15 protein-coding genes are annotated in these 20,307 nt (G+C 58.9%); 9 read left to right on the top strand and 6 right to left on the bottom strand.

Annotated elements, in window-relative coordinates:
* The first annotated feature begins 51 nt into the window (after positions 1-51).
* Positions 52-2,088, top strand: a complete 2,037-nt coding sequence (locus AC2FLZ_RS17625) for a B12-binding domain-containing radical SAM protein (RefSeq protein WP_496882497.1) — start codon at positions 52-54, stop codon at positions 2,086-2,088.
* Positions 2,089-2,123: 35 nt separating this feature from the next.
* On the opposite strand, the gene AC2FLZ_RS17620 is transcribed toward AC2FLZ_RS17625, so the two are convergent.
* Together AC2FLZ_RS17620 and AC2FLZ_RS17615 are read right to left on the bottom strand one after the other, a co-directional pair.
* A complete protein-coding gene (locus tag AC2FLZ_RS17620) occupies positions 2,124-4,175 on the bottom strand; it encodes a glycosyltransferase family 39 protein (RefSeq protein ID WP_496882496.1) in 2,052 nt (683 codons plus the stop codon).
* Entirely contained in the window at positions 4,172-5,155 is a 984-nt protein-coding gene (locus AC2FLZ_RS17615) for a glycosyltransferase family 2 protein (RefSeq protein WP_394389148.1), read from the bottom strand. Before AC2FLZ_RS17615 ends, AC2FLZ_RS17620 begins: the two co-directional genes overlap by 4 nt.
* Positions 5,156-5,398: 243 nt before the next feature.
* Here AC2FLZ_RS17615 and AC2FLZ_RS17610 point away from each other — a divergent pair, with 243 nt between their 5' ends.
* Positions 5,399-6,904 (top strand): PepSY-associated TM helix domain-containing protein, encoded by a 1,506-nt coding sequence (locus tag AC2FLZ_RS17610; protein WP_496882495.1) that lies wholly within the window; start codon positions 5,399-5,401, stop codon positions 6,902-6,904.
* A 47-nt stretch (positions 6,905-6,951) separates the two neighbouring features.
* Here the strand turns inward: AC2FLZ_RS17610 and AC2FLZ_RS17605 are convergent, their stop codons facing one another.
* Positions 6,952-8,427: a lipopolysaccharide biosynthesis protein gene (locus AC2FLZ_RS17605; RefSeq protein ID WP_496882494.1), complete on the bottom strand. Its 1,476-nt coding sequence runs from the start codon at positions 8,425-8,427 to the stop codon at positions 6,952-6,954.
* A gap of 268 nt (positions 8,428-8,695) precedes the next feature.
* Between AC2FLZ_RS17605 and AC2FLZ_RS17600 the strand changes: the two genes are divergently transcribed.
* Genes AC2FLZ_RS17600 through AC2FLZ_RS17575 form a run of 6 tightly spaced genes read left to right on the top strand, consistent with a single transcriptional unit; the run spans position 8,696 to position 15,350 of the window.
* Positions 8,696-9,622 carry a glycosyltransferase family 2 protein gene (locus AC2FLZ_RS17600; protein WP_480520180.1) on the top strand — a complete coding sequence of 309 codons (927 nt, stop codon included), beginning with the start codon at positions 8,696-8,698 and terminating at the stop codon, positions 9,620-9,622.
* Between the two features lies 1 nt (position 9,623).
* A complete protein-coding gene (locus AC2FLZ_RS17595) occupies positions 9,624-10,598 on the top strand; it encodes a lysylphosphatidylglycerol synthase transmembrane domain-containing protein (RefSeq protein WP_496821573.1) in 975 nt (324 codons plus the stop codon).
* Entirely contained in the window at positions 10,595-12,034 is a 1,440-nt protein-coding gene (locus tag AC2FLZ_RS17590; protein ID WP_496821575.1) for a protoporphyrinogen/coproporphyrinogen oxidase, read from the top strand. The genes AC2FLZ_RS17595 and AC2FLZ_RS17590 overlap by 4 nt, the downstream gene beginning before the upstream one ends.
* A gap of 3 nt (positions 12,035-12,037) precedes the next feature.
* Entirely contained in the window at positions 12,038-12,781 is a 744-nt protein-coding gene (locus tag AC2FLZ_RS17585) for a polysaccharide deacetylase family protein (protein ID WP_496821577.1), read from the top strand.
* Positions 12,782-12,814: 33 nt separating this feature from the next.
* Positions 12,815-13,786, top strand: coding sequence for an NAD-dependent epimerase/dehydratase family protein (locus AC2FLZ_RS17580; RefSeq protein WP_496821579.1), 972 nt, complete (start codon positions 12,815-12,817; stop codon positions 13,784-13,786).
* A 34-nt stretch (positions 13,787-13,820) separates the two neighbouring features.
* Positions 13,821-15,350, top strand: coding sequence for a GMC oxidoreductase (locus tag AC2FLZ_RS17575; RefSeq protein ID WP_496821581.1), 1,530 nt, complete (start codon positions 13,821-13,823; stop codon positions 15,348-15,350).
* Positions 15,351-15,365: 15 nt separating this feature from the next.
* Here the strand turns inward: AC2FLZ_RS17575 and AC2FLZ_RS17570 are convergent, their stop codons facing one another.
* Together AC2FLZ_RS17570 and AC2FLZ_RS17565 are read right to left on the bottom strand one after the other, a co-directional pair.
* Positions 15,366-16,421: a formylglycine-generating enzyme family protein gene (locus AC2FLZ_RS17570; RefSeq protein WP_480555434.1), complete on the bottom strand. Its 1,056-nt coding sequence runs from the start codon at positions 16,419-16,421 to the stop codon at positions 15,366-15,368.
* A 40-nt stretch (positions 16,422-16,461) separates the two neighbouring features.
* Positions 16,462-17,784, bottom strand: coding sequence for a glycosyltransferase (locus AC2FLZ_RS17565; RefSeq protein ID WP_496882493.1), 1,323 nt, complete (start codon positions 17,782-17,784; stop codon positions 16,462-16,464).
* A gap of 262 nt (positions 17,785-18,046) precedes the next feature.
* On the opposite strand from AC2FLZ_RS17565, the gene AC2FLZ_RS17560 reads away from it, so the two are divergent.
* Positions 18,047-19,150 carry a glycosyltransferase family 4 protein gene (locus AC2FLZ_RS17560; RefSeq protein ID WP_496882492.1) on the top strand — a complete coding sequence of 368 codons (1,104 nt, stop codon included), beginning with the start codon at positions 18,047-18,049 and terminating at the stop codon, positions 19,148-19,150.
* Positions 19,151-19,164: 14 nt separating this feature from the next.
* Here AC2FLZ_RS17560 and AC2FLZ_RS17555 read toward each other — a convergent pair.
* Positions 19,165-20,307 (bottom strand): GMC oxidoreductase (locus tag AC2FLZ_RS17555; RefSeq protein WP_496882491.1); only part of this gene is annotated, 1,143 nt, incomplete at its 5' end.

Below are 20,307 nucleotides of genomic sequence, written 5' to 3'. Positions count from 1 at the left end.
CGTGGAGCCTAAAATTTGACATAAGAACTGTACCGCGAGGATAGTTAACTAATGCGTATTTATCTAGCCGATCTCGGCCATAACCTCGTTACCGCTACGTCGGACACCTATCCGCTGGGTGTCGGCAATCTTGCTACTTTTGCCAAAACCTATGCCAAAAGCCCGACACCGTTGGAGGTTGCAATCTTCCGCGACCCTCAAGAATTGAAGGCAGCCATTGATGCGGCGGTACCCGATATCGTCGGTTTCTCAAGCTATTCCTGGAACCATCATCTGGCCCTGTCATTTGCCGACTACGTGAAAGCGGTCAATCCCGACAGTTTGACCCTGATGGGTGGCCCCAACTTTCCGTTGACCGAAGAAGAGCAGGACAGCTGGATCCGGACTATGCCGCAGATCGACATGCATGTACGCGGCCCCACTTATGAGGGCGAGCGCGCCTTCCTCAGCACGCTGCAACGGTTCATCGATGTTGGCGCCCGCCGCGAAGGCATGTGGGAAGAGGCCGTCGATGGCGCGCTTTACGTGCACCCGAAAACCGGAGAGATCCTGCGCGGGAGCGAGCCGCCCCGCATCCGCGATCTGGACGAAATCCCGTCACCTTATCTTGCCGGGCTGATGGACAAGTTCTTTGATACCGGCCTGTTTGCACTGATGCAGCTGGCCCGCGGTTGTCCGTTCACCTGCGCATTCTGCAACTCGGCGGTCAAATCGAACTCGAAAGTTTTCCGCCATTCGTTCGAGCGTACCAAGGCCGATCTGGACTACATCGTGGCCCGCATCAACCATGCCAGCCCCTTGTGTTTTGCTGACGATAATTTCGGCATGTATGTGCAGGACGAAGAAGTGGCCGACTATCTGGGCCATCTGATGGATAAATACGACTGGCCCAAATACATCCGGACAACCACCGGAAAAAACCGCGGCGACCGGATCATCAAGGTGATGCGCAAGGCCAAGGGCCGGTTGCCAATGACCTCATCGGTTCAGTCCCTGAATCCGGTAGTTCTGAAGAACATCAAACGCGACAACATCAGCCTGGATACCTATGCCGAGGTACAGCAGGAGCTTCATTCAAAGGGCATGCAATCCTATGGCGAGCTGATCCTGTGCATGCCGGGTGAGACCAAGGAATCCTTTATGGATGCGGTCGACAAGCTGATCGAAACCGGTGTCAGCCGGGTGGCGGCACACCAATTGATGCTGCTGCATGGCGCGCCACTGGCCAATCCTGACAGCCGCAAAGAATTTGGGTTCAAAACCCTGCACCGGGTCGTTGCCCGATGCCTGGGCAAATATAACGGTCCAACCGTGGTCGAGACCGAGGAAATGGTGGTCCAGTCCGAGAATTTCTCGTTCCAGGATTACCTGGATACCCGTGTTTTCCATCTGCTTCTGACGATCTTCTATTATGAAGACAATTTCGAAGAAGCCTTCCGGCTGGCGCGTTCTCTGGACATCCGACCGTTCCAGATCATCAAACATATGCAAAAGATTCTGGATCAGGCACCGGAGCCGTTCCGCAATGCATTGGCTGGTTATCTGGAAGAGAACCAGGCTGAGCTGTTTGAAACCCGCGCCGACTGCGTGGCCTGGGCGCAGGACAATTACGATGACCTGATCAGCGGTGAACTGGGAGGCAATCTGCTCAGCAAATACTCGATGATTGGCCGGTTCATTGTACTGGACGAAGCGCTTGTTTTCCTGAAACGGGCCATTTCGGATCTGCTGGATGAAGGTGATCACGAAGCACATGCCATGCTTGATACGATCATCAACTATTACAGCGCCGTGATGCTGCATGCTCCCTTTTCACAGAGTCTGGAGCACGAACCGGTCTGGAGTTCGTCATTCGATGTCGAGGCCTGGCGGAATTCGGGGTACGAAGGCTCCTTGCGTGATTATCAGTTTGACACCCCGCGTGAGTTCCAGACGCAGGTCAATCCGCGTGTGAAAACGACCCTGCTGTCCCGGATTGACACCTTTGGCGAGCATGCCTCGGGGTTGGGCCGGTTCACGCGCACGATGTTTGCCAATGATTTCAGACGCAACTTTGTGGCCGCCGAAAACCAGCACGCTGCTGAGTAATTGCGCTCGAGAAAACCCGACTGACCCGGGGCGTGTCAGTCTGCGTCGCTCAGGTAAACAACCTCGCGTCCGGGGAAGGCAGCGATAATGGCGGCGTTCTGATCCGGTCCCAGATCGTTGAGGAAAATTGGCTTATCCGGCGGCAGGAACGGATCGTTGAGATAAAGCGCAGACCCGATGTCTCCTTTTGTCGAGACAAAAATCAACGCATTGCCCAGATCAGCGGCTTCAACCTGTCGCCTGATGTCACCGCTATACCCGCCATATCCGTCATATTTCGAAACACCGCGCCAGGATATGAAACTGACAACCGAAATGGCGCAGAGCAGCAGAACAACACAATGCAGGCGGCCGCGATACTGCTCGGGCAATCGGTCATTGATCGCCTCGATCCCAGCCGCGGACAAAACCAGGATAGGCAGCAATGCCGTGTGCCAATAGCGCGGTCCGAGGTAGAAGGTGCCTGTAAACCAATAGAAGAACAGAACAGCCACGAGGGCAGCAAAGACCACCAGCATCGCACGGTCAAACCCGGTCAGCTTTTTGCGCCAGATAAAGACGATCCAGAGCGGAACCAGCGACCCGAATGTCCAACCCAGAAGCTCAAGGTTGAGCGACGCAATCGCGTTGACCAGGTTCAACACGGCTTCGGCGGGGCTGTGCCCGATCCAGATATCCAGCGCCCCCCAGCTTTGGGCGGGCGGGCCCACATTCTCACCAAATCCAAATGCGTTTTGCGTGTCCGGCCACAGACGGCTGAGATAGTCGGCTTGTGCGGTCAATAATGGATCGCCCGTGATCGCTTGATTGACCAGAAAAACGACAGACCCGGACAGGATGCCGCCGACACCACAGGCAAGCACTTGCCCGATCCCGGCAGGCAGTCGGCGAAGCACCCACAGGCCTGTCAGACCACCCACGATCAACCCGTCCAACGGTCGGGTGACAAATCCCCATCCCAAGGCCAACCCGGCGGCAAATGCCAGGAATACCGCCCGGCGGGCAGACCCCTCTCCGGCCCGGATCAAACACCACCAGGCCAGTAAGATCGACACCAGCATAAGCGCGTGGTTCATCAGCGTGGCCCCAACAGCCAGCACCCAGGGTGAGGTTGCCATAAGCAACGCGACCATATCCGCGCGTTCCCGGCTGATAGACCGGCGGACAATGTCATGGGCCAGCCAAACCGATATCCCGGTCAGGATCGGATTGATCACCCATGGCGCCCCGACCAGCACCCCAAGGCTCAAAACCATGGCCCAGCCCTGTGCCGGAACACTGATCCATTTGCCCTCATGTATTTCGAGAAGATAATATTCCAGCGCGGGGTGTGCCGCTTCGGGCGGGGCCGGAGCCCAGAGCGTGCCAGCCGCAAAGGTCCGTGCCTGAAAAAGATAGGCCAGTTCATCCTCGACATGGGGCACCCGATCGAACGCCGCCCAGGCCAGTATGGCGCTGACCAAAGTCGCAAACACCGCCAAACCAGCCACCGGGATTCGCGGCATGTGGTCTGGCCCAACCACAACAAACATGGCCAATAGCGTGGCCAGTTGAACCAGTGACAACACACCGCCAACACCGATCTGCAAGCCATAGGCCACATGATAGCCATAGGCGATATAAGGAGTTCCCGACAGGCTGAAAATCGCGACCAGAACCATCAGCAGAAATAGGCGAAATATCCCCGCCTTAGCGAAAAGACCGCCGATGGCTGCGCGCCCTGAGGGCCGTATGAGAACAACGCCGATCACCGCCGCCTGCATCGCCAGTATCGCCAGCATGATCAGGTTCTCAGGCGGGTCTGCAGAGATCTCAAGGCGTGGAAACCAAAGCGGTTGCGTCAGCCACAGCCGGGCTGCGCCGCCCAAGAGAGCTATTGCACTCAGAATGCCAAACAGAACCTGACCACGCAGCCAGAAGAAGCCCAGAAAAAACACCGAGGCCACCACCATGCACCCAAACCATATGCGCAGCTCGGGCAGAGTTGCATTGGTAACCGGTGCGTCAACAGCCCAGGCCGGGCTGGCGCAGAGCGCCATCACAAGCGCAAGGCCGCACCATTTGCCGCGGCTCAAACCGGCAATCATGCCAGACGCTCGTCTCTAGTCAGTGCCGGGTCCCGCGCAGGACCTTCAATGTTGATGCGTTCCTGCTCGGTCACGATGGGGCCCCCGCGTACCTGATTGTGGATCGAGGTGATGTATTCCCCCAACATTCCAATAAACAGCATCTGGATACCTGACAGGAAAAACAGGGATACGATGATGGTTGTCGTCCCGCGCGGCGCCTGATCGGGATTAAAGAAAAACAGAACCGCGGAAATGAGCGAAAACAGAATACAGCCGGCCGCAATCACCAGTCCGCTGATCGTGCAGAACCGCATCGGGGCACGCGTGAAAGAAAAAATAGCATTCAGCGCCTGATCGGTCAGCGCCATCAAGCTGTGCTTGGTCAAGCCGCTTTTCCGCGCCTGCCAGACATAAGGTTTGATGATCCGGCGGAAGCCGCAGCTGGCAATGATACCACGGATATAAGGGTAGTGGTCATTGTGGGCCAGCACTGCCTCAAGCACTTTGCGGTCAATCAGCTGAAACTCTCCGACCGATGGTTCCAGCCAGACGTCCGACAGGCCATTGACGATCCGATAGAAAAGACCGCGCGCATTACGCATCACGAACCCCTCCTCTCGGGTACTGCGGGCGCCGGCCACCACGTCATAGCCGCTTTCCCACAGCTCGACGAACTCCGGGATCAGCTCGGGCGGGTCTTGCAGGTCAACAGGCAGCATGACAACAACCCCGTCACCAGTGGCATAGCGCAACCCGTTGAAGGTTGACCGGAACACCCCGAAATTGCGGGCATTGACCACCACTTTCACGTCCGGATCCTTTGCGGCGATCTCGCGCAGGATATCCACGGTCCGGTCCGTGGAGGCATTGTCGATGAAAATATGCTCGCGCCTGTAGCCCGGCAGTTCCGTGTCGAAAATCGACTTTACGGTTTCGTAACAATTCGCCACGTTGTCTTCTTCATTGAAGCATGGCGAGACAATGGAAATTGTTTTCATAGCTCTATTTAACATCAAACAGCACCGCTTACCCCAACAATACCCGGGTATAATTATATCATCCCGCGAAGTTCGGGATTCGCACAACATCTAACCTGCGGGAATACCATGAAATAACGTGTGCTCATCGCAACATCAAAAGCCCAATTCGCCCCTCTTCTGCGGCAAGAGTATCTTGCCATTGTTTCCAGCACGGTTACTCGGCTTAGTGTTCCCAGATATTGTAGACAGATAAACATTCAGATGAACCGCAAAATCCGCAATTCACTTTTCAAACTCCACACCTGGCTGGGGCTGCATCTGTCGCTTTTCTTCGCATTCATGTTTCTGACCGGCACATTGCTTGTTGCCGGTTTCGAACTTGAATCGGTTGGTCGTACGGCAATCTGGACCACCGCCACCAAGGAAGAACGCACCGCCAGCTTTGGCGCAATTTACGGCAGTATCAAAGAGACTCACCCTGAAAGTCGCATCTTTATCATCCATAAGCGACCAGCCCCCTGGTTCGTGGACCGTACGGCAGCCCACACAGGCTGGGGAGAGAAAGTCAGCTTTTGGACCGACCCCACCACTGGCGCGGTTGTCGCGCAAACACGACCATTGGGCTTTCGCAACATCCTGCGTGATCTTCATGACACGTTCCTGACCGAACAGCGGATCGTATTCATGCTGGTCTGCGCCATGTCGGTCGTGCTTTTGTTTCAGCTTGTCAGCGGCCTCATTACCTATCGACGCTTCTGGAAAGGGTTTTTCCGCTGGCCTGGCCGCGCAGTCGGCTTCCGATCATGGGCAGGCAGCACGCATCGACTGACGGCCCTCTGGGCCGCTCCGCTGCTGTTTCTGACCGCCGTTACCAGCTTCTATTTCCTGCTGGGCAGTCTGGGACTCGATGGCACCAGACCACACCCCAAACCCCCCGTTCCCCGCGATGTTGCTCTGCCCGCCAATCTTGACGCGACCCTTATCGACCAGGCAGAAGCCCGGGCCCGGGAAGCGCTGCCAGGGTTTGATCCGTTCCTTGTATTCCTGCCAGACAAGAAGACCGATAGTATAAATTTTTCCGGAAATCTGGATGGCCATTCAGGCTTTTTCGGAACAGGCAGTGTGTTCATAGATCCTGTCACGCTTGACGTTTTGGGGGCATTTACGCCGGATGATATTGGAGGGTTCACCTATTGGAAGCCCTTGATGGATATGCTGCATTTCGGCACCTGGGGCGGCGCGTTCTCGATGGCGCTATGGATTATTCTCGGCCTGATTGCCACCGGCCTTGCCCTTACAGGCGCCCTGATTTTCGCGGCCAGAATTGCCCCTGATGCCACGCAAAATGGCCCACTTAGGCGCATCTGGCGTGGTATGGGATGGACCCGGTGGGGCTATCTTCTGTTATTGGCGGGTATTCTGTTTACCGCGTATTACCGTTTTGGCCCCAATTCCCACGACAGAACCAGAGCTTTTGCAATTGACACCCCACCGTCGGTTGCCCGGTTGATTATGGACGCCCCACTCCGGCGCGACACCGCCCTTGATATCCAACTTCGGATCGGTGAGCCTGATGTTCAGGCTGCAGCGATCACGATTAATGGCGATGAGGTGCAGGCAGTCAAATTCACACAGAACGGTGACAGGGCCATCGCCAGTTTTGAGCTGCTCCCTTCGGAGACGGAGAATAACATCACCGCTCACCTCAAAAAATCCAACGGCACGGAAAAGACCGTCAATTTCCGCCTCGGCGCACCGATTTGGTAGCTGCCTGTTTCGCTCATCAACCAGGATGGGTAGCGCATTAGTATGTGCTATCCACTGACCTCTTGCGGGTCAATCTCGGGATCTGTTTCCTCTTTCATACGCACCATTGCGATCAGCAGACGCAACCTGTCGCGCAAAAACAGAATAGCCAACAGACAATAAACAACAATTCCAGTCGCAGTGCCGATCAGAAGACGCAAAATCTGAGACATCCCATCCAGTTGCCGTGTGATCCCAAACACTGCGAGAGCCATTCCTGCAGATAGCAGAAACGGTGCGAGATGCTGCCGCATCAAAGCTGAGCCGGGCAGCTTTGCAATATGGCCCAGATTGGCGAATTTGAGCGGCCAGATCAACAGAAAGACCGCCACGAAACCAGCTGTGACAACCGGTAGCCCATAGGGGGCCAGCACCGCGATCACTGCCGCCGCCAGCGCCACCTCGACCCAGGACAGGATCGCGAGACGCCCGGCCTGACCTGCGGCCAGACAGAAGGTCTGCTGCACCTTTTCGGCACACAGATACATGCCGAACACCGACATCAGGCTCAGGACCGGAGCCGCCGGAGCCCATTTCTGACCAAACAGCAAGACCAGCGCGGGTTCCGACAGAACCACCAGACCGGCAAAGGCGGGAAAAGCCAGAAACCCGGTCAGGCGCATGACGTCGATCAGCAGATCCGCCGCTTGACCTCCATCGCGCGCCGCTGCGCCAAAGGCAGGTTGCGCCACCGTGCGCAGCGGCGTGATCATGAGGAACGAGGCCGTCTCGATCACCCGCCAGGCAATTGCATAATACCCCGCCGGAACCGGCCCCAGCATCGCGCCGATGATCACCGCGGGGGATTGCACCGCCGCCAGCTCCGCCGCGCGCAGGCCCAGAATCCGGTGGCTGAAGTGCAAAATCCTGCGCATGTGATCCCGCGACGCGTGGAATGCCGGACGCCAGGATACCGCGCCCCAGGCCATCACGATATTGGTCGCTGTCATCGCCAGCCGCTGACCGACCAGGCTCCAGACCCCGTAACCGGTCAGCGCCATGCCAATTCCCACAACCCCTCCGACCGCCGCGCCAAGTGCTGCGCGGATAGCCAGAACACGGAACTTCATTTCCCGGCGCAGGATCGCCACAGGCACTGCCGTCAGCGAAATCATCAGAACTGTTGGGGACAATCCTATCAACAATTCGCCCGCAATCGGCTCATTGTAGAATTTCGAGACCAGCCCTGCGCCCAGATAAAGCGCAATTGTCAACACACCCCCGAGCAGCGCCAGCAACCAGAAAACCGAATTCAGCCGCTCTGGTGACAGCGCATCACGAGTCAGCAGAATGTCGGAAATCGTTTCACGCACCAGAAATTCGGAAAACAGCACAAAGGCCGCAACCATCGCCAGCAGGCCGAAGGCTTCGACCCCTAAAATACGGGCAAGAATGGCAAAAATGATGAAGTTGAACGCCTGTTCGACCCAGATACCCGCCGACATCCAGGCAACTCCGCTGCTGAAACTCTGCCGCCCTGACATCCGTTTCCTTCCTGCTGCCCGCACCCCGCCATGTTCCAGGCGACACATGCCTCAAACACTTGCACCTGCTGCGTGCAATATACGTAATTACAAACTTGACGCCTTAACGGTCGAATTTGGTCAAATTTATTGTCTATGTTCAGTCTGTACGTGTTCGAATACTATACGCAATACAGGGAATTATGCCCGTTACGTTCCATGCGTCACGCAAATCTTGCAGCGGGGGCTGGGGCTGGGACTATTAAGTGAATAAAAGGTTTTCATTTTCATGAACAAAGTCGCAGAGCCGATGGTGACGAGCAGCACCACATCTGAAGAGCTGATCGCATCGGAAACCGCCGGCATGAGCCTGAGCGTGGTCATCCCTGCCTATAACGAGGAAAACGCCGTCCGCCATACTGTCGAGGACGTGCGCGCCCATCTCGAGCCGCTGAATATCCCTTACGAAATTATCGTGGTGGATGACGCAAGCCAGGACAATACCCGCGCCGAGGCCGAGGCCAGTGGTGCCACCGTCACCTTCAACGATGTCAATTCCGGCTATGGCGCCAGCCTCAAGCGCGGCGTTCGGATGGCGCAGCATGAATATGTGGCCATTCTGGATGCCGACAGCACATACCCTGCGCGCTATCTGCCAAGCATGCTGGCCATGTGCCGCGATCAGGACATGGTGGTGGGCGATCGGGGTGCTGCGATGAAAAACGTGCCGCTGCTGCGGCGGCCGGCCAAGAAATTCCTGTTCGCCTTCGCTTCATTTCTGGCCGAGCGCAAGATCAACGATCTGAACTCGGGCCTGCGCGTGTTCCGCAAATCCGAGCTGATCCCATTCCTGCCGCTGCTGCCGCAGAACTTTTCGTTCACCACCACGATCACGCTGTGCATGACCTCGAATGGTAAAAGGATGATCTATACGCCCATCGAATACGGCAAACGGGTGGGCAAATCGAAAATCCGTCCGATTGACTTCCTGAACTTCATCATCCTGATCCTGCGCATCAGCACTTTGTTCAACCCGCTACGGGTGTTTATCCCTTTAGGTCTGGCATTTTTCACGCTGGGCACGGTGAAGTTCATTATCGACATGTTCTACTGGAACCTCAGCGAAACTGCAGTGTTCTCATTCCTGGCAGCGATCATGATCTGGTCACTGGGGCTGATCGCCGACATGATCTCGCGGCTGCACCTCAGACCGTGACATGAGCGGCAGGCTGCTTTCCGACCCAAGTCAACGGCGTTGGCTGATCCGGGTGGCCGGGTCGGTCGTGGTGCTGGCGATCCTGTTCTGGTTGCTTCCCGCTGAGGCCATCGTGACGGCACTGAAGTCGATCCCGATCTGGGTCTTTCTATGCGTGCTGGCCCTGTTCCTGCTGGCCCATGTGGGGGCCGCGCTGAAATGGTGGCTGCTGCTGAACCGAGGGCTTCCTCCCCTGCTGGCCATCCGGGCCCATTTTGCCGGGCTGGCCGCCAATCTGTGCCTGCCCGGCGCAATTGGAGGTGATACGGTGCGGGCCGGTCTGGCGCAGGCCGCGATGAAAGACGGTGCGCAGGTCGTCGCGGGCGCGACCGTTGACCGGCTGATCGACATGGTCGCGCTGCTGACCCTGTCCTGTCTGGGTCTGGTGCTGACATGGGAAAGCGCTGCCGGCGGGCATATGATCTGGCCGGTTGCGCTGATCCTGCTGGCCGCACTGGCGGGGATGGTCGCGATGCCGCGCCTGCTGCCTCTGCCCTGGCGCTATATCCCGTCCCTGCCCGGCAAAGGGTTTGCCCATCGCCTGGCCGATGCGCTGGCCGGGATGGGCCGCAAACCCGGCACGCTGGCCATTGCCTTTGTCGCATCGGTTCTGACCCAGCTGGTGCTGGTCCTGCTGGCCTGGTGGCTGGCCATCGCGGCAGGTGTCGATGTGGCAGCCGGGCTGTGGATTTTCGCCTGGCCGCTGGCCAAGATCATTGCGGTTCTGCCGGTCTCGCTGAACGGGCTTGGCCTGCGCGAGGCCACGCTGGCCGGGTTTCTGGCCCCATTTGGTGCCAGCGCGCCTGCGGTCGTGGCCGCCGGGCTGGTCTGGCAGGTTGTGTTGTTTACGGCAGGCGGGCTTGGCGCGCTGGTTCTGACCCTGTCCGGGATGCGGTTCAGCGCCCCGGCAAATTCCCAAAAGGAAGAGTGCAAGTGACGGATGTTTCCCGACCCAACGGCGACGACAAGCCCCATATCATCATACTGGGTGCCGGACCGGCCGGTCTGGCCGCAGCCCATGCGTTAACCGGGCAGGCCCGCGTGACGGTGATCGAGCGCGCTGCTATCGCGGGCGGCAATTCAGCTTCCTTCCCGATTGAGGGCGTGATCTGCGATTATGGCTCGCATCGGTTTCACCCGGCGGCAGAGCCCGAGGTTCTGGCCGATGTGAAAGCCCTGCTGGGGGACGATCTGCTGCTGCGCCCGCGCCACGGGCGCATCCGGCTGGGCGGAAAATGGATCCACTTCCCGCTGAAACTGACTGACGCGCTGATGCGCCTGCCCAAGCCTTTTGCCCTGTCACTGATCGGAGACATGGTGCTGAAGCCGTTCCGCAAGAAAAGCACCGGGCCCGAGACATTCTCGACCGTGCTGTATGACGGGCTGGGGCCGACGATTTCGGACAATTTCTATTTCCCCTATGTGCGCAAACTGTGGGGGCTGAACCCGGACAAGCTAGCCGTGAAACTGGCCGAGCGCCGGGTCGGCAGCGGATCGGTCGGCAAGATCCTGATGAAGATGCTGCGCCTGCTGCCGGGGCTGCGCAGTGAAACCGCCGGGCGGTTCTTTTATCCGCGCAAGGGGTTCGGGCAAATCTCGGACGCGATGCGGAACAGCGCGGAAAGCAACGGGGCCACTTTCCTGTTCAACACCGAAATCACTGCCATCGAGCGGGACGTCACCCGCATCACCGGCCTGACGATCCGCGAGGACGAGGACGAACGGCGCCTGACCGGCGATCTGATCCTGTCGACCATCCCGCTGACCGGGCTGACCCGCCTGATCGGCGCGCCGCCGCCCGAGGTGGTCGAAGCCGCCCGTGCGATCCGCTTCCGCGGCATGATCCTGCTGTATCTGGTGCTGGAGACAGACCAGTTCACCGAGTTCGATGCCCATTACTTCCCGGAACTGTCGATCCCGATCAGCCGGATGTCAGAGCCCAAGAACTATAACGCCAGTGGCGCGCCGAAAGGTGTCACCGTGCTGTGCGCCGAACTGCCCTGCGACCCGGATGAGAAATGGTGGTCCATGTCCGACGAGGAACTGGGGCAGGAATTCACCAAATGGCTGGGTCAGCTGGGCCTGCCGGTCACGGTTCCGGTGCGCCGCTGTGAAACCCGGCGGCTGAGCCACGCCTATCCGGTTTACGATATGGGCTATGAAGAGCGGTTCGATACGGTGGATCAGTGGCTCTCAAATATGGACGGATTGCTCGTATTTGGACGGCAGGGTTTGTTTGCTCACGACAATACCCACCACGCCTTTGCCATGGCTTACGGCGCGGCGGATTGCATTGATGAGAAGGGCCATGTCGACCGCGCGAAATGGAACCGGTATCGCGAGATCTTTGCCACCCATGTGGTGGAAGACTGACCCATGTCCGCCTGGCAGGCCGATATCCTGATGTATCATTCGATCTCGGATGCGCCGGGGCCAACCTCGATCGCGCCCGACATCTTTGCGGCACAGATGCAGGCGCTGGCCGCGTCCGGCTTGCCGGTGGTCACGCCGGACGCACTGGCCAACCCGCCTGCCCCCCGCGTGGTCATCATCAGCTTCGATGACGGGTTTGAAGATTTCGCCGACACCGCTTGGCCGATCCTGCGCGATCACGGATTCTGCCCGATCGTCTATTTGCCCTCGGGCCTAATGGGCGGCAGCGACAGTTGGGCCGGGGGCAATATCCCTGCCCGCCCGCTGATGGGCTGGGACAGGGTCGAGACGCTGGCAGCTGAAGGGGTCTGTTTTGGCGCGCATAGTGTCACTCATCCCGATCTCACCACGCTGGATGCGCTCATGCTGGAAGAGGAAGTCAGCGGATCAGGGCAGGACATTGCCGCCCGGCTTGGCCAGCCCACCCGGCATTTCGCACCGCCTTATGGCGCGTCGAACTCTAGCGTTCTCAGACAGATCGCGCAGCATTACGACACCTCGGTCGGCACCCGTCTGGGCGTGGCCAAAGCAGGGGATGATATCTATGACCTGCCCCGGCTCGAGATGTTCTATTTCAACAACATCGCCCGCTGGAAGGCGCATCTTGCCGGACGCGGCGGGCCCTATCTGACGGCCCGCAGGGCAATGCGCGGCATCCGTGCGATGGTGCAGGGAAAATCGTGGTAAAGTTGGTTCTTACACAGTGACTGGTACAAACAAATGCATATTCTGATTACCGGCGGCGCCGGGTTTATAGGCTCCCATTTAACGGAACGTCTGATCGGTGAAGGGCATCGGGTCACGATCCTTGACGATCTGTCGACCGGGCTGATGTCCAATCTGGCTTCTGTCGCGGACCACCCGGACTTCACTTTTGTCAAAGGCAGTATTCTTGACCAGGGGCTGGTCGCCGAACTGGTCGATCCGGCGGATGTGGTGTTCCACCTGGCGGCGGCCGTCGGGGTCAAGCTGATCATGGACGAACCCAGCCGGTCGATCCTGACCAATGTGGCGGGGACCGAGAACGTGCTGGATGCCGCGCTGGTGAACAAGACGCATACGTTCATCGCCTCCAGTTCCGAGGTTTATGGCAAAAGCACCAATTTCCCCTTTCAGGAAGAAGGCGATCTGACCATCGGCGCCACCCGCAATCTGCGCTGGTCCTATGCCTGTGCCAAGACGCTGGACGAGTTTCTGGCACTGGCCCATGCGCGCGAATCCGACCTGCCGGTCACGGTGCTGCGGTTCTTCAACACCACCGGTCCGCGTCAGACCGGGCGCTATGGGATGGTGCTACCGAATTTCGTCAAGTCAGCACTGGAAGACGCGCCACTGATGGTCCACGGCACTGGTGAACAATCACGCTGTTTCGGCCATGTCGCCGATGTGGTCGAGGCCATGTGCCGTCTGATGACCCTGCCCGAGGCGCGCGGCGACGTGTTCAATGTCGGCACCGATCAGGAGGTCACGATCCGCGAACTGGCCGAACAGGTCATCCGAACGACCGGCTCTGCCTCGGAAATTCAATGTGTTCCTTACGACACGGTCTATCCCGAAGGCTTCGAAGATATGCAGCGCCGCCTGCCCGATGTCTCGAAACTGCAGCGTGTCACCGGGTTCCGTCCAATGCGGACGCTGCAGCAGATCATCGATGACATCGTCGCCGAGATGAAGCGCCCGGTTCCCGCATGAGGCCGCATACCCCGGCACAGACGGGCCCAACCTCGTGACCGATCTGGTCATCGGATCGGGGCCATCGGGCGTGTCCGTGGCCAAGGCCCTATTGGCGCGGGGACGGCAGGTTTTGATGCTGGATGGAGGGCGCAGACTGGAAGGCTCGGCGCAGGCCCGCCGTGACAGGCTGGCCGCGGCCGGTCCCGAAAGCTGGTCCGCCGATGATGTAAAAGCTTGGCAAGCTCCTCAGTTCGACACGCCACCCGGGCAAGTCCGCCGGTTCGGATCGGATTTTGCCATGGTGCCGGGGGCGGAAACGCTGGTATCGCCTGACCGGATCGGATTGCGCGCCTCACACGCGGCGGGTGGGTTGTCCAATCTCTGGGGCTCGGCCGTTTTGCCCAACCGCGCCGAAGATATCGCCGACTGGCCGATCGGAATTGACGATCTGTCACCGCATTACCGTGCGGTTGCGGAATTCCTTCCCATCAGCGGTCGGGTGGACGCATTACAGACTCTGTTCCCCACCCTTTCCATGCAGGATCGCGCCCCTCTGACCCCATCGCCGCAAGCCGAACGGATGCTGACGCATCTGGATCGCCAAGCAGCGAGGCTTGCGAAACTGGGGGCCCATGCCGGTGCCGCGCGGCTGGCTGTTGAACCCGGTTGCCAATATTGCGGCCAGTGCCTGCATGGCTGTCCCTGGGGTCTGATTTATACGTCCGGGCAAACGCTTGACGTCCTGCGTCACAATCCGGATTTCCGCTATCGCACCGGTCTTGTCCGCCAGTTCGATGAACGCCCGGGTCATGTCACGGTCACGCTGGAGGACGGCGAAACCCTGCAAGCCGACCGTATCTTTGTCGCCGCCGGGGTTCTGGAAACCGCGCGGCTGATGCTGGCGTCATCTCCGAACTCCGCAGCCCGCTTGCAACTACAGGACAGTCAGCATTTCTTTCTGCCCAGCCTGCACCACTGGCGCGCGCCGCGTCGCCCGGACCGAAGGCCCTATCACACCCTGCCGCAGATCTTCATTGAACTGGATGACCCCGCGGTCTCACCGCATCTGGTCCACGCGCAGGTCTATACCTGGAACGAGTTCTATGCCCATGATCTGATCAATACTTATGGCTCGAAACTGCCCGGATCGGCCCCGCTATGGAGGCTGCTGGCGCAACGGCTGGTCGTGGCGCAGGCGTTTTTACATTCTGCCCATTCCGCCCGGATCGATCTGACGATGGCCGCAGACGGGCGGCTGACCCCGACCGTGCAAGGTAATGACGAAACCGAACAGATCATGGCGCGCGCCACGGCACGCATGGGGCACGTCCTGAAGCTGGCAGGGCTTGTGCCGCTGAGTTTCGCCCGTCGCCCCGGCGATGTGGGATCCAGCTTTCACGTGGGCGGCTCGGTTCCCATGGCCAAAACGCCTGGTGCGGGGCAGTCGGATATTCTGGGGCGACCGAAAGGGCTGTCACGGGTACATCTGGTCGATGCCTCATGCCTGCCCAGCATCCCGGCCACAACCATCACCTTCTCGGTCATGGCCAACGCCCACCGGATCGGAATGCTGGCCCCCTGATACCATACCATTCGTCTAGCTCAACTCTCGAACAAGGCGAATGGCATGGCCATGACCACGATTGTAATAGTGTGGACCAACCCGAAATCCAGACCGGTTCTGCCAGGCCGGTGACGACGGACCACCCCCTCGAACGGTTCGAAACTCACAAGCTTCCCGCACAAATGCAGAGCCATCGATCGTTACAGAATCATGATAGGCTTCATAACAATCCTCGACCCATTCAAAGCCATTGCCATGCATATCATAAAGACCGAAGTCGTTGGGTGGATGCAAACCAACAGGCCCCGGCTTACGATCCGGCCAAAGAGACGAGCAGTTGATACAGTTAGCGTTGTTTTTTCCGATGTCGTTCCCCCATGGGAACCGCGTCACAGTTCCAGCCCGGGCAGCATATTCCCATTCCGCGTCTGTTGGCAGGCGGTAGGTTTGCCCGGTCTTGGCGCTCAGATAATCCGCATAGGCGTTCGCGTCACTCCAATCGATCAGGGTCATGGGCTGGTCGTCGCGATAGCCTGCGTCCAAATCGGGCAAATACGGATCTTGCCCCGTTATCGCCGCCCATTCCGGATCTTCCTGCGCCTGGCGCCATTGCCCATACGTGATCTCGTAACGGGAAAATGCCAATGCGCGCGGAATGCGTACCAAACGCCGCGGACCTTCCCGATTTGCCAACTTCAACTGTGCCCGAAGAGGTGTGTGACTAAACAGATGCGCATATCTCCCCTCTTCGAAAATCGGAGAACCTAGCAGGAAATACCCTTTGGGAACCTCAACCATTTCCGGGCAGTCCACGCAATCCCGGAAAATCCGGCCAGGCGTGACCATCTGAAATCCCGGTTGATGCAACGGAAGAAACTGCGCCGTTGCGAAAAGCGCCGCCCGTTGCAAGCCTGACAGATTGGGTTCAGGCAATTGCTCCTGTTCTGTGGTTGCCCGCATTGTAACCTCAAGATCTCGCAGCGCTGTGTTCGCAATCACAAGCAGCAGAAGAAAGCCAGCCAGCAGCGCGAAGATCACCAGCACACCAGACAGGATGGCCCAGAACAGTCGCAGCACCCATCGGAGCATTCCTCTCACAAATGAATCCCTCTCTGATCTGCCCAAAGTTCTACCGTACGCCATTTGAAAATCCTTCCTGCGTGCACGCAAGCCCGGTGGGCATTTGATTCATCGCCCCAAACTCAAACGCCCCGGCCTCCAACGCCGCGCCCAACGCGCGGTTGCCTTTGCCGTGTGCCGCACGGGCCAATGCTGCTCCATACGCCTCAAGCACCCGGGTTTCGTGCCAGATATCCAGAAACGCCTTGCGCGCAGCGGTCCCCTGCACTTCGCGCCGGCCGGGCTGATGTTGCAGATCGCGCATCGCTGCAATCAGTTCATCCTCGGTCTCGAACAGCTCACCGCCGCCGGCCCGCTTGACGATCTCGGGGAACGGGCCCAGCCGCCGGGCAATCACCGGTGTACCCAGCCGGAAGCTTTCGATCAGGATGATGCCGAATGTCTCGTAACAGACAGAAGGCACAATCAATCCAAGTGCGCCGCGATAATAGGCATTCAACTCGTCAGGTGTCTTGCGGCCCAGGAATTTGATCCGGTCATTGCCTGCGGCTTGTGCCTTCAGCTCATCCGCGTAATCGCCATCTCCGAGGATCAGCAGATCGGCATCCGGATAACGATCAAAGGCCGGGAACACATCCTGCAACCCTTTGATTTTTTCCAGCCGTCCGACAAACAGGAAATAGGGGCGTTCGTGTGCTGCCGGTTCCGGCAAGGCGTCCTGATCCAGATCGGGCAGGAAATAGGGCAGCACCTGCATCTCCTGCCGCAGGCCGAACTCGCGATGCTTGGCCCGACTGAATTCGCTTTTGGCGATGATCAGGTCCATGTGATCCAATGCCCGGTCCAGCGCGCCGGTATAGCGCCACAGCTGCGGCGGGCGTTTGTAGTTCAGCACGCAGCGCAGGCACTGGCGGTCATCGCACAGCTCGCGCCCGTGCCGCCACAGCACATGCGTGGGACAGACCAGCCAGTGCTCATGCGCCTCATAGATCTTCAGCCCTTCGCCCATCGGCAACAGGCCGGGTCCGCCGATCAGCGAAGTATTGTTGTTCCAGATGATATCCGGTTTCCGCTCGGCCAGTATCTCGCGGATGCGGGCGGCATGGACAACCGGGCGGCCAAGCTGCTGGGTCAGCAGGTTCGACATCATGCCATTGCGACTGCGCAACCCGATCCGCCGGACCCCGTCCGGGGCACCTTCTGGCTGTGGTTTGCCGCCCAGGATCAGATAGCTGTCTTCGTCATGCACCACCGTCACATCATGACCGCGCGCCACCAACGCCCGAGCCATGCGCTGAATGCCAATGGCATCACCGCCAAAGGAGTATGGCGGGTAAAATGTGGTGAACATCAGAATGCGTAACGACTGCATGCGAATTGTACCAGATTACCAATAACTTTCCGGTATCAAACACGATCCTCGTCACAATCGAAAGACACAAGCCACGCAGTTGCCCGGTTCGCGCCCGGTGTTGCGGGCTTGCTTCAGATGATTGCAAGCTGCCGTGATCCGCCTTCATGACATGGGCAAATACCATGCGCGTGTTATGATTGCCCGATTGTTAAGAAATTTGGCTCAGACCTACACAAAAATGCAGACCGCCCCTTCTTCAAATCCCCTCCATGTTGTCGAAATGGGTTCCCAGTTTGGCATGGGCGGCATCACCCGGCATATCCTCGGGCTGAGCGACTGGCTGGAGGCAAGGAACCATCGCATCACGCTGGCGGGCACCGCCGATATCTGGGCGGGTCCGGATCGGGGCGCCGGATTTCTGGACCTGCCCACCCGCTATGTCGCGGGCGACGGCGGCAGCATCGCCAACCGGCTGCGCCATACGGCCAGCGCCGCCTGGAGGTTGCGGCATTGGCTGGCAAACAATCCGGTCGATCTGATCCATTGCCATGAATCCGCCCCTGCGCTGGTTGCCAATCTGGCCCGAACCGGGCGGCGGATTCCGGTTGCCGTCACCTATCACGGATCGGAACCCGAGCGGATTGCCGCCTTTGGCCGGATTGCCAGCAAATGCGACCTGGTAATTACGCCCAGTCATCGCTCGGCCGAGGATCTGGCGACCATCGGCAACGTGCCAAAGGAAAAGTTAAAAGTGATCGGCTTGGGCGTCTCGCCTCCGCCCGAGGACAGCGCGGAGGATATCGCCGAATTGCGAGCCAAGCTGCTTGGGGATGGCGAGCGGGTGATCCTAACGCTGGCCCGTCTGCAACCGCAGAAGGGGATCGATATCCTGATCGATTGTGTCGCCCGGATGAAACAGACCCACCCCGGCTATCGCTTTGTCGTCGCCGGCGACGGGCCGGATGAGGTAAAACTGCATGCTCTGGCGCAGGAAAAAGGTGTTGGCAAGCACCTACAATTCATCGGCCGAACAGACAAACCGATCCGTCATCTTCGGGCGGCTGATCTATTCCTGCTGACCTCTCGGTGGGAGGCGTTGCCTTTCACCATCGCTGAGGCGTTTCAGGCCGGAACACCCGCCGTGGCCACCGCCTGTTCCGGCGTGGTCGAACTGATCGACAACAGCGTCGGTGCAGTGGTGCCTATCGGTGATGTCGCTGCGATCTGCACGGCTGTTGCAGATGTCCTGTCAGACGAAGGGCACCGGAAAACCCTTGCGAAAAACGCCCTGAGACGCAGCAGGGAAGATCGGTTCGACCCGGATTGGGTGCATCATCAGTTTGAAAAAACCTATTACGATCTGGTTGGACGGTTACGCGGCTGACGCCTGTTCCTCCGTCAAATACTGCGCGCGCGTTCTGTTGCTATTTTCTCGGCGATCCGCGCGCCCGCACGGGCGGACAAGGCCATGATGGTCAGGCCCGGGTTCTGGAATGGATTGGTCGGAAACGACGCCGAATCCGTGACATGGACATTGGGGCAATCATAGACTTCCAGCTCTTTGTTCAGCACATGCCGGGCAGGGTCATCACCCATACATGCCCCTCCGGTTTCGTGGATCGACGACCCCGGCTGCAAGGCTCCGTCGGGGGTATAGACCAGCGGCCCGGCCATTTTATAGGCCAGTTTCGATATCAGGCTTTCACGCCCCAGCAGGTCATCGGGCAGACCAAAGGTCTGTGACACGTCCTTCAGCGTGTCTTTCATGTCCTGCACCATTGCACGTTCATTATCGGAATGGCGCAGCGTGACCTTTGGCGCGGGGATGCCCCAAGTATCGCGTTTGGTTGGGTCAAGCTCCACCCGGTTTTCAGCACGCGGCAGAACCTCTCCGATTGCCATGAAAAACCAGCCGGGCTCGATCCGCCCAACGGACCCCAGCAAAGAATAGCTGCGCAGGAACCCACAATCCTCATGGCCCCCACGGTTACGGAAACCGGGAATATAAATGCCGGACTGGGCACCGAAATCATACGGATCATGATCCGGCCCCAGACCTTCGATTTCAGGCAGGGTGCCCGCCCGGAAAACCATCAGATGATCCGACAGGTAGCGACCCAGATTGCCCGATGAATTACCCAGCCCCCGCTCATGTCGTGGCCCGTGAGAATTCAGTAGAAGCCGCACAGATTCAATGGTCGAGGCGCAAACCGCAATCACCCGCGCCGTCACGGTGTGTTCCTGACCGCTGGCCGCGTCGATGTACCGGACGCCAGTTGCCAGGCCCGTCTGTGCATCGGTTTCTATCTTTGAAACCACCGCCCCGCTACGCAGTTCGAAATTCCCGGTTGCCTGTGCCGCCATCAGAGGCAAAGGCGTTCGCGCGGGCACATGTCGGATGATCCGGCAAGTGGTGGCTGGCCGATCCGGCCATTTCTGCGCAAGCTCGACCATGATCCGGCGTTCCGCTTTGGTCAGCGGGTGAGGGGCGTCGTAGATACCGTCTGGCAGATTTTCAATCTGCGCCGCCTCCCCCGCAAC

The sequence above is a fragment of the Ruegeria sp. YKSF131 genome (assembly GCF_059612645.1).
This window is presented reverse-complemented; position numbering and strand designations above follow the sequence as displayed.

What these genes read in the sequence shown, in the direction of transcription:
- AC2FLZ_RS17625 (WP_496882497.1), top strand. Translation starts at nt 52, where the DNA reads ATGCGTATTTATCTAGCCGATCTCGGCCATAACCTCGTTACCGCTACG.
- AC2FLZ_RS17620 (WP_496882496.1), bottom strand. Translation starts at nt 4,175, where the DNA reads ATGATTGCCGGTTTGAGCCGCGGCAAATGGTGCGGCCTTGCGCTTGTG.
- AC2FLZ_RS17615 (WP_394389148.1), bottom strand. Translation starts at nt 5,155, where the DNA reads ATGAAAACAATTTCCATTGTCTCGCCATGCTTCAATGAAGAAGACAAC.
- AC2FLZ_RS17610 (WP_496882495.1), top strand. Translation starts at nt 5,399, where the DNA reads ATGAACCGCAAAATCCGCAATTCACTTTTCAAACTCCACACCTGGCTG.
- AC2FLZ_RS17605 (WP_496882494.1), bottom strand. Translation starts at nt 8,427, where the DNA reads ATGTCAGGGCGGCAGAGTTTCAGCAGCGGAGTTGCCTGGATGTCGGCG.
- AC2FLZ_RS17600 (WP_480520180.1), top strand. Translation starts at nt 8,696, where the DNA reads ATGAACAAAGTCGCAGAGCCGATGGTGACGAGCAGCACCACATCTGAA.
- AC2FLZ_RS17595 (WP_496821573.1), top strand. Translation starts at nt 9,624, where the DNA reads ATGAGCGGCAGGCTGCTTTCCGACCCAAGTCAACGGCGTTGGCTGATC.
- AC2FLZ_RS17585 (WP_496821577.1), top strand. Translation starts at nt 12,038, where the DNA reads ATGTCCGCCTGGCAGGCCGATATCCTGATGTATCATTCGATCTCGGAT.
- AC2FLZ_RS17580 (WP_496821579.1), top strand. Translation starts at nt 12,815, where the DNA reads ATGCATATTCTGATTACCGGCGGCGCCGGGTTTATAGGCTCCCATTTA.
- AC2FLZ_RS17570 (WP_480555434.1), bottom strand. Translation starts at nt 16,421, where the DNA reads ATGCTCCGATGGGTGCTGCGACTGTTCTGGGCCATCCTGTCTGGTGTG.
- AC2FLZ_RS17565 (WP_496882493.1), bottom strand. Translation starts at nt 17,784, where the DNA reads ATGCAGTCGTTACGCATTCTGATGTTCACCACATTTTACCCGCCATAC.
- AC2FLZ_RS17560 (WP_496882492.1), top strand. Translation starts at nt 18,047, where the DNA reads ATGGGTTCCCAGTTTGGCATGGGCGGCATCACCCGGCATATCCTCGGG.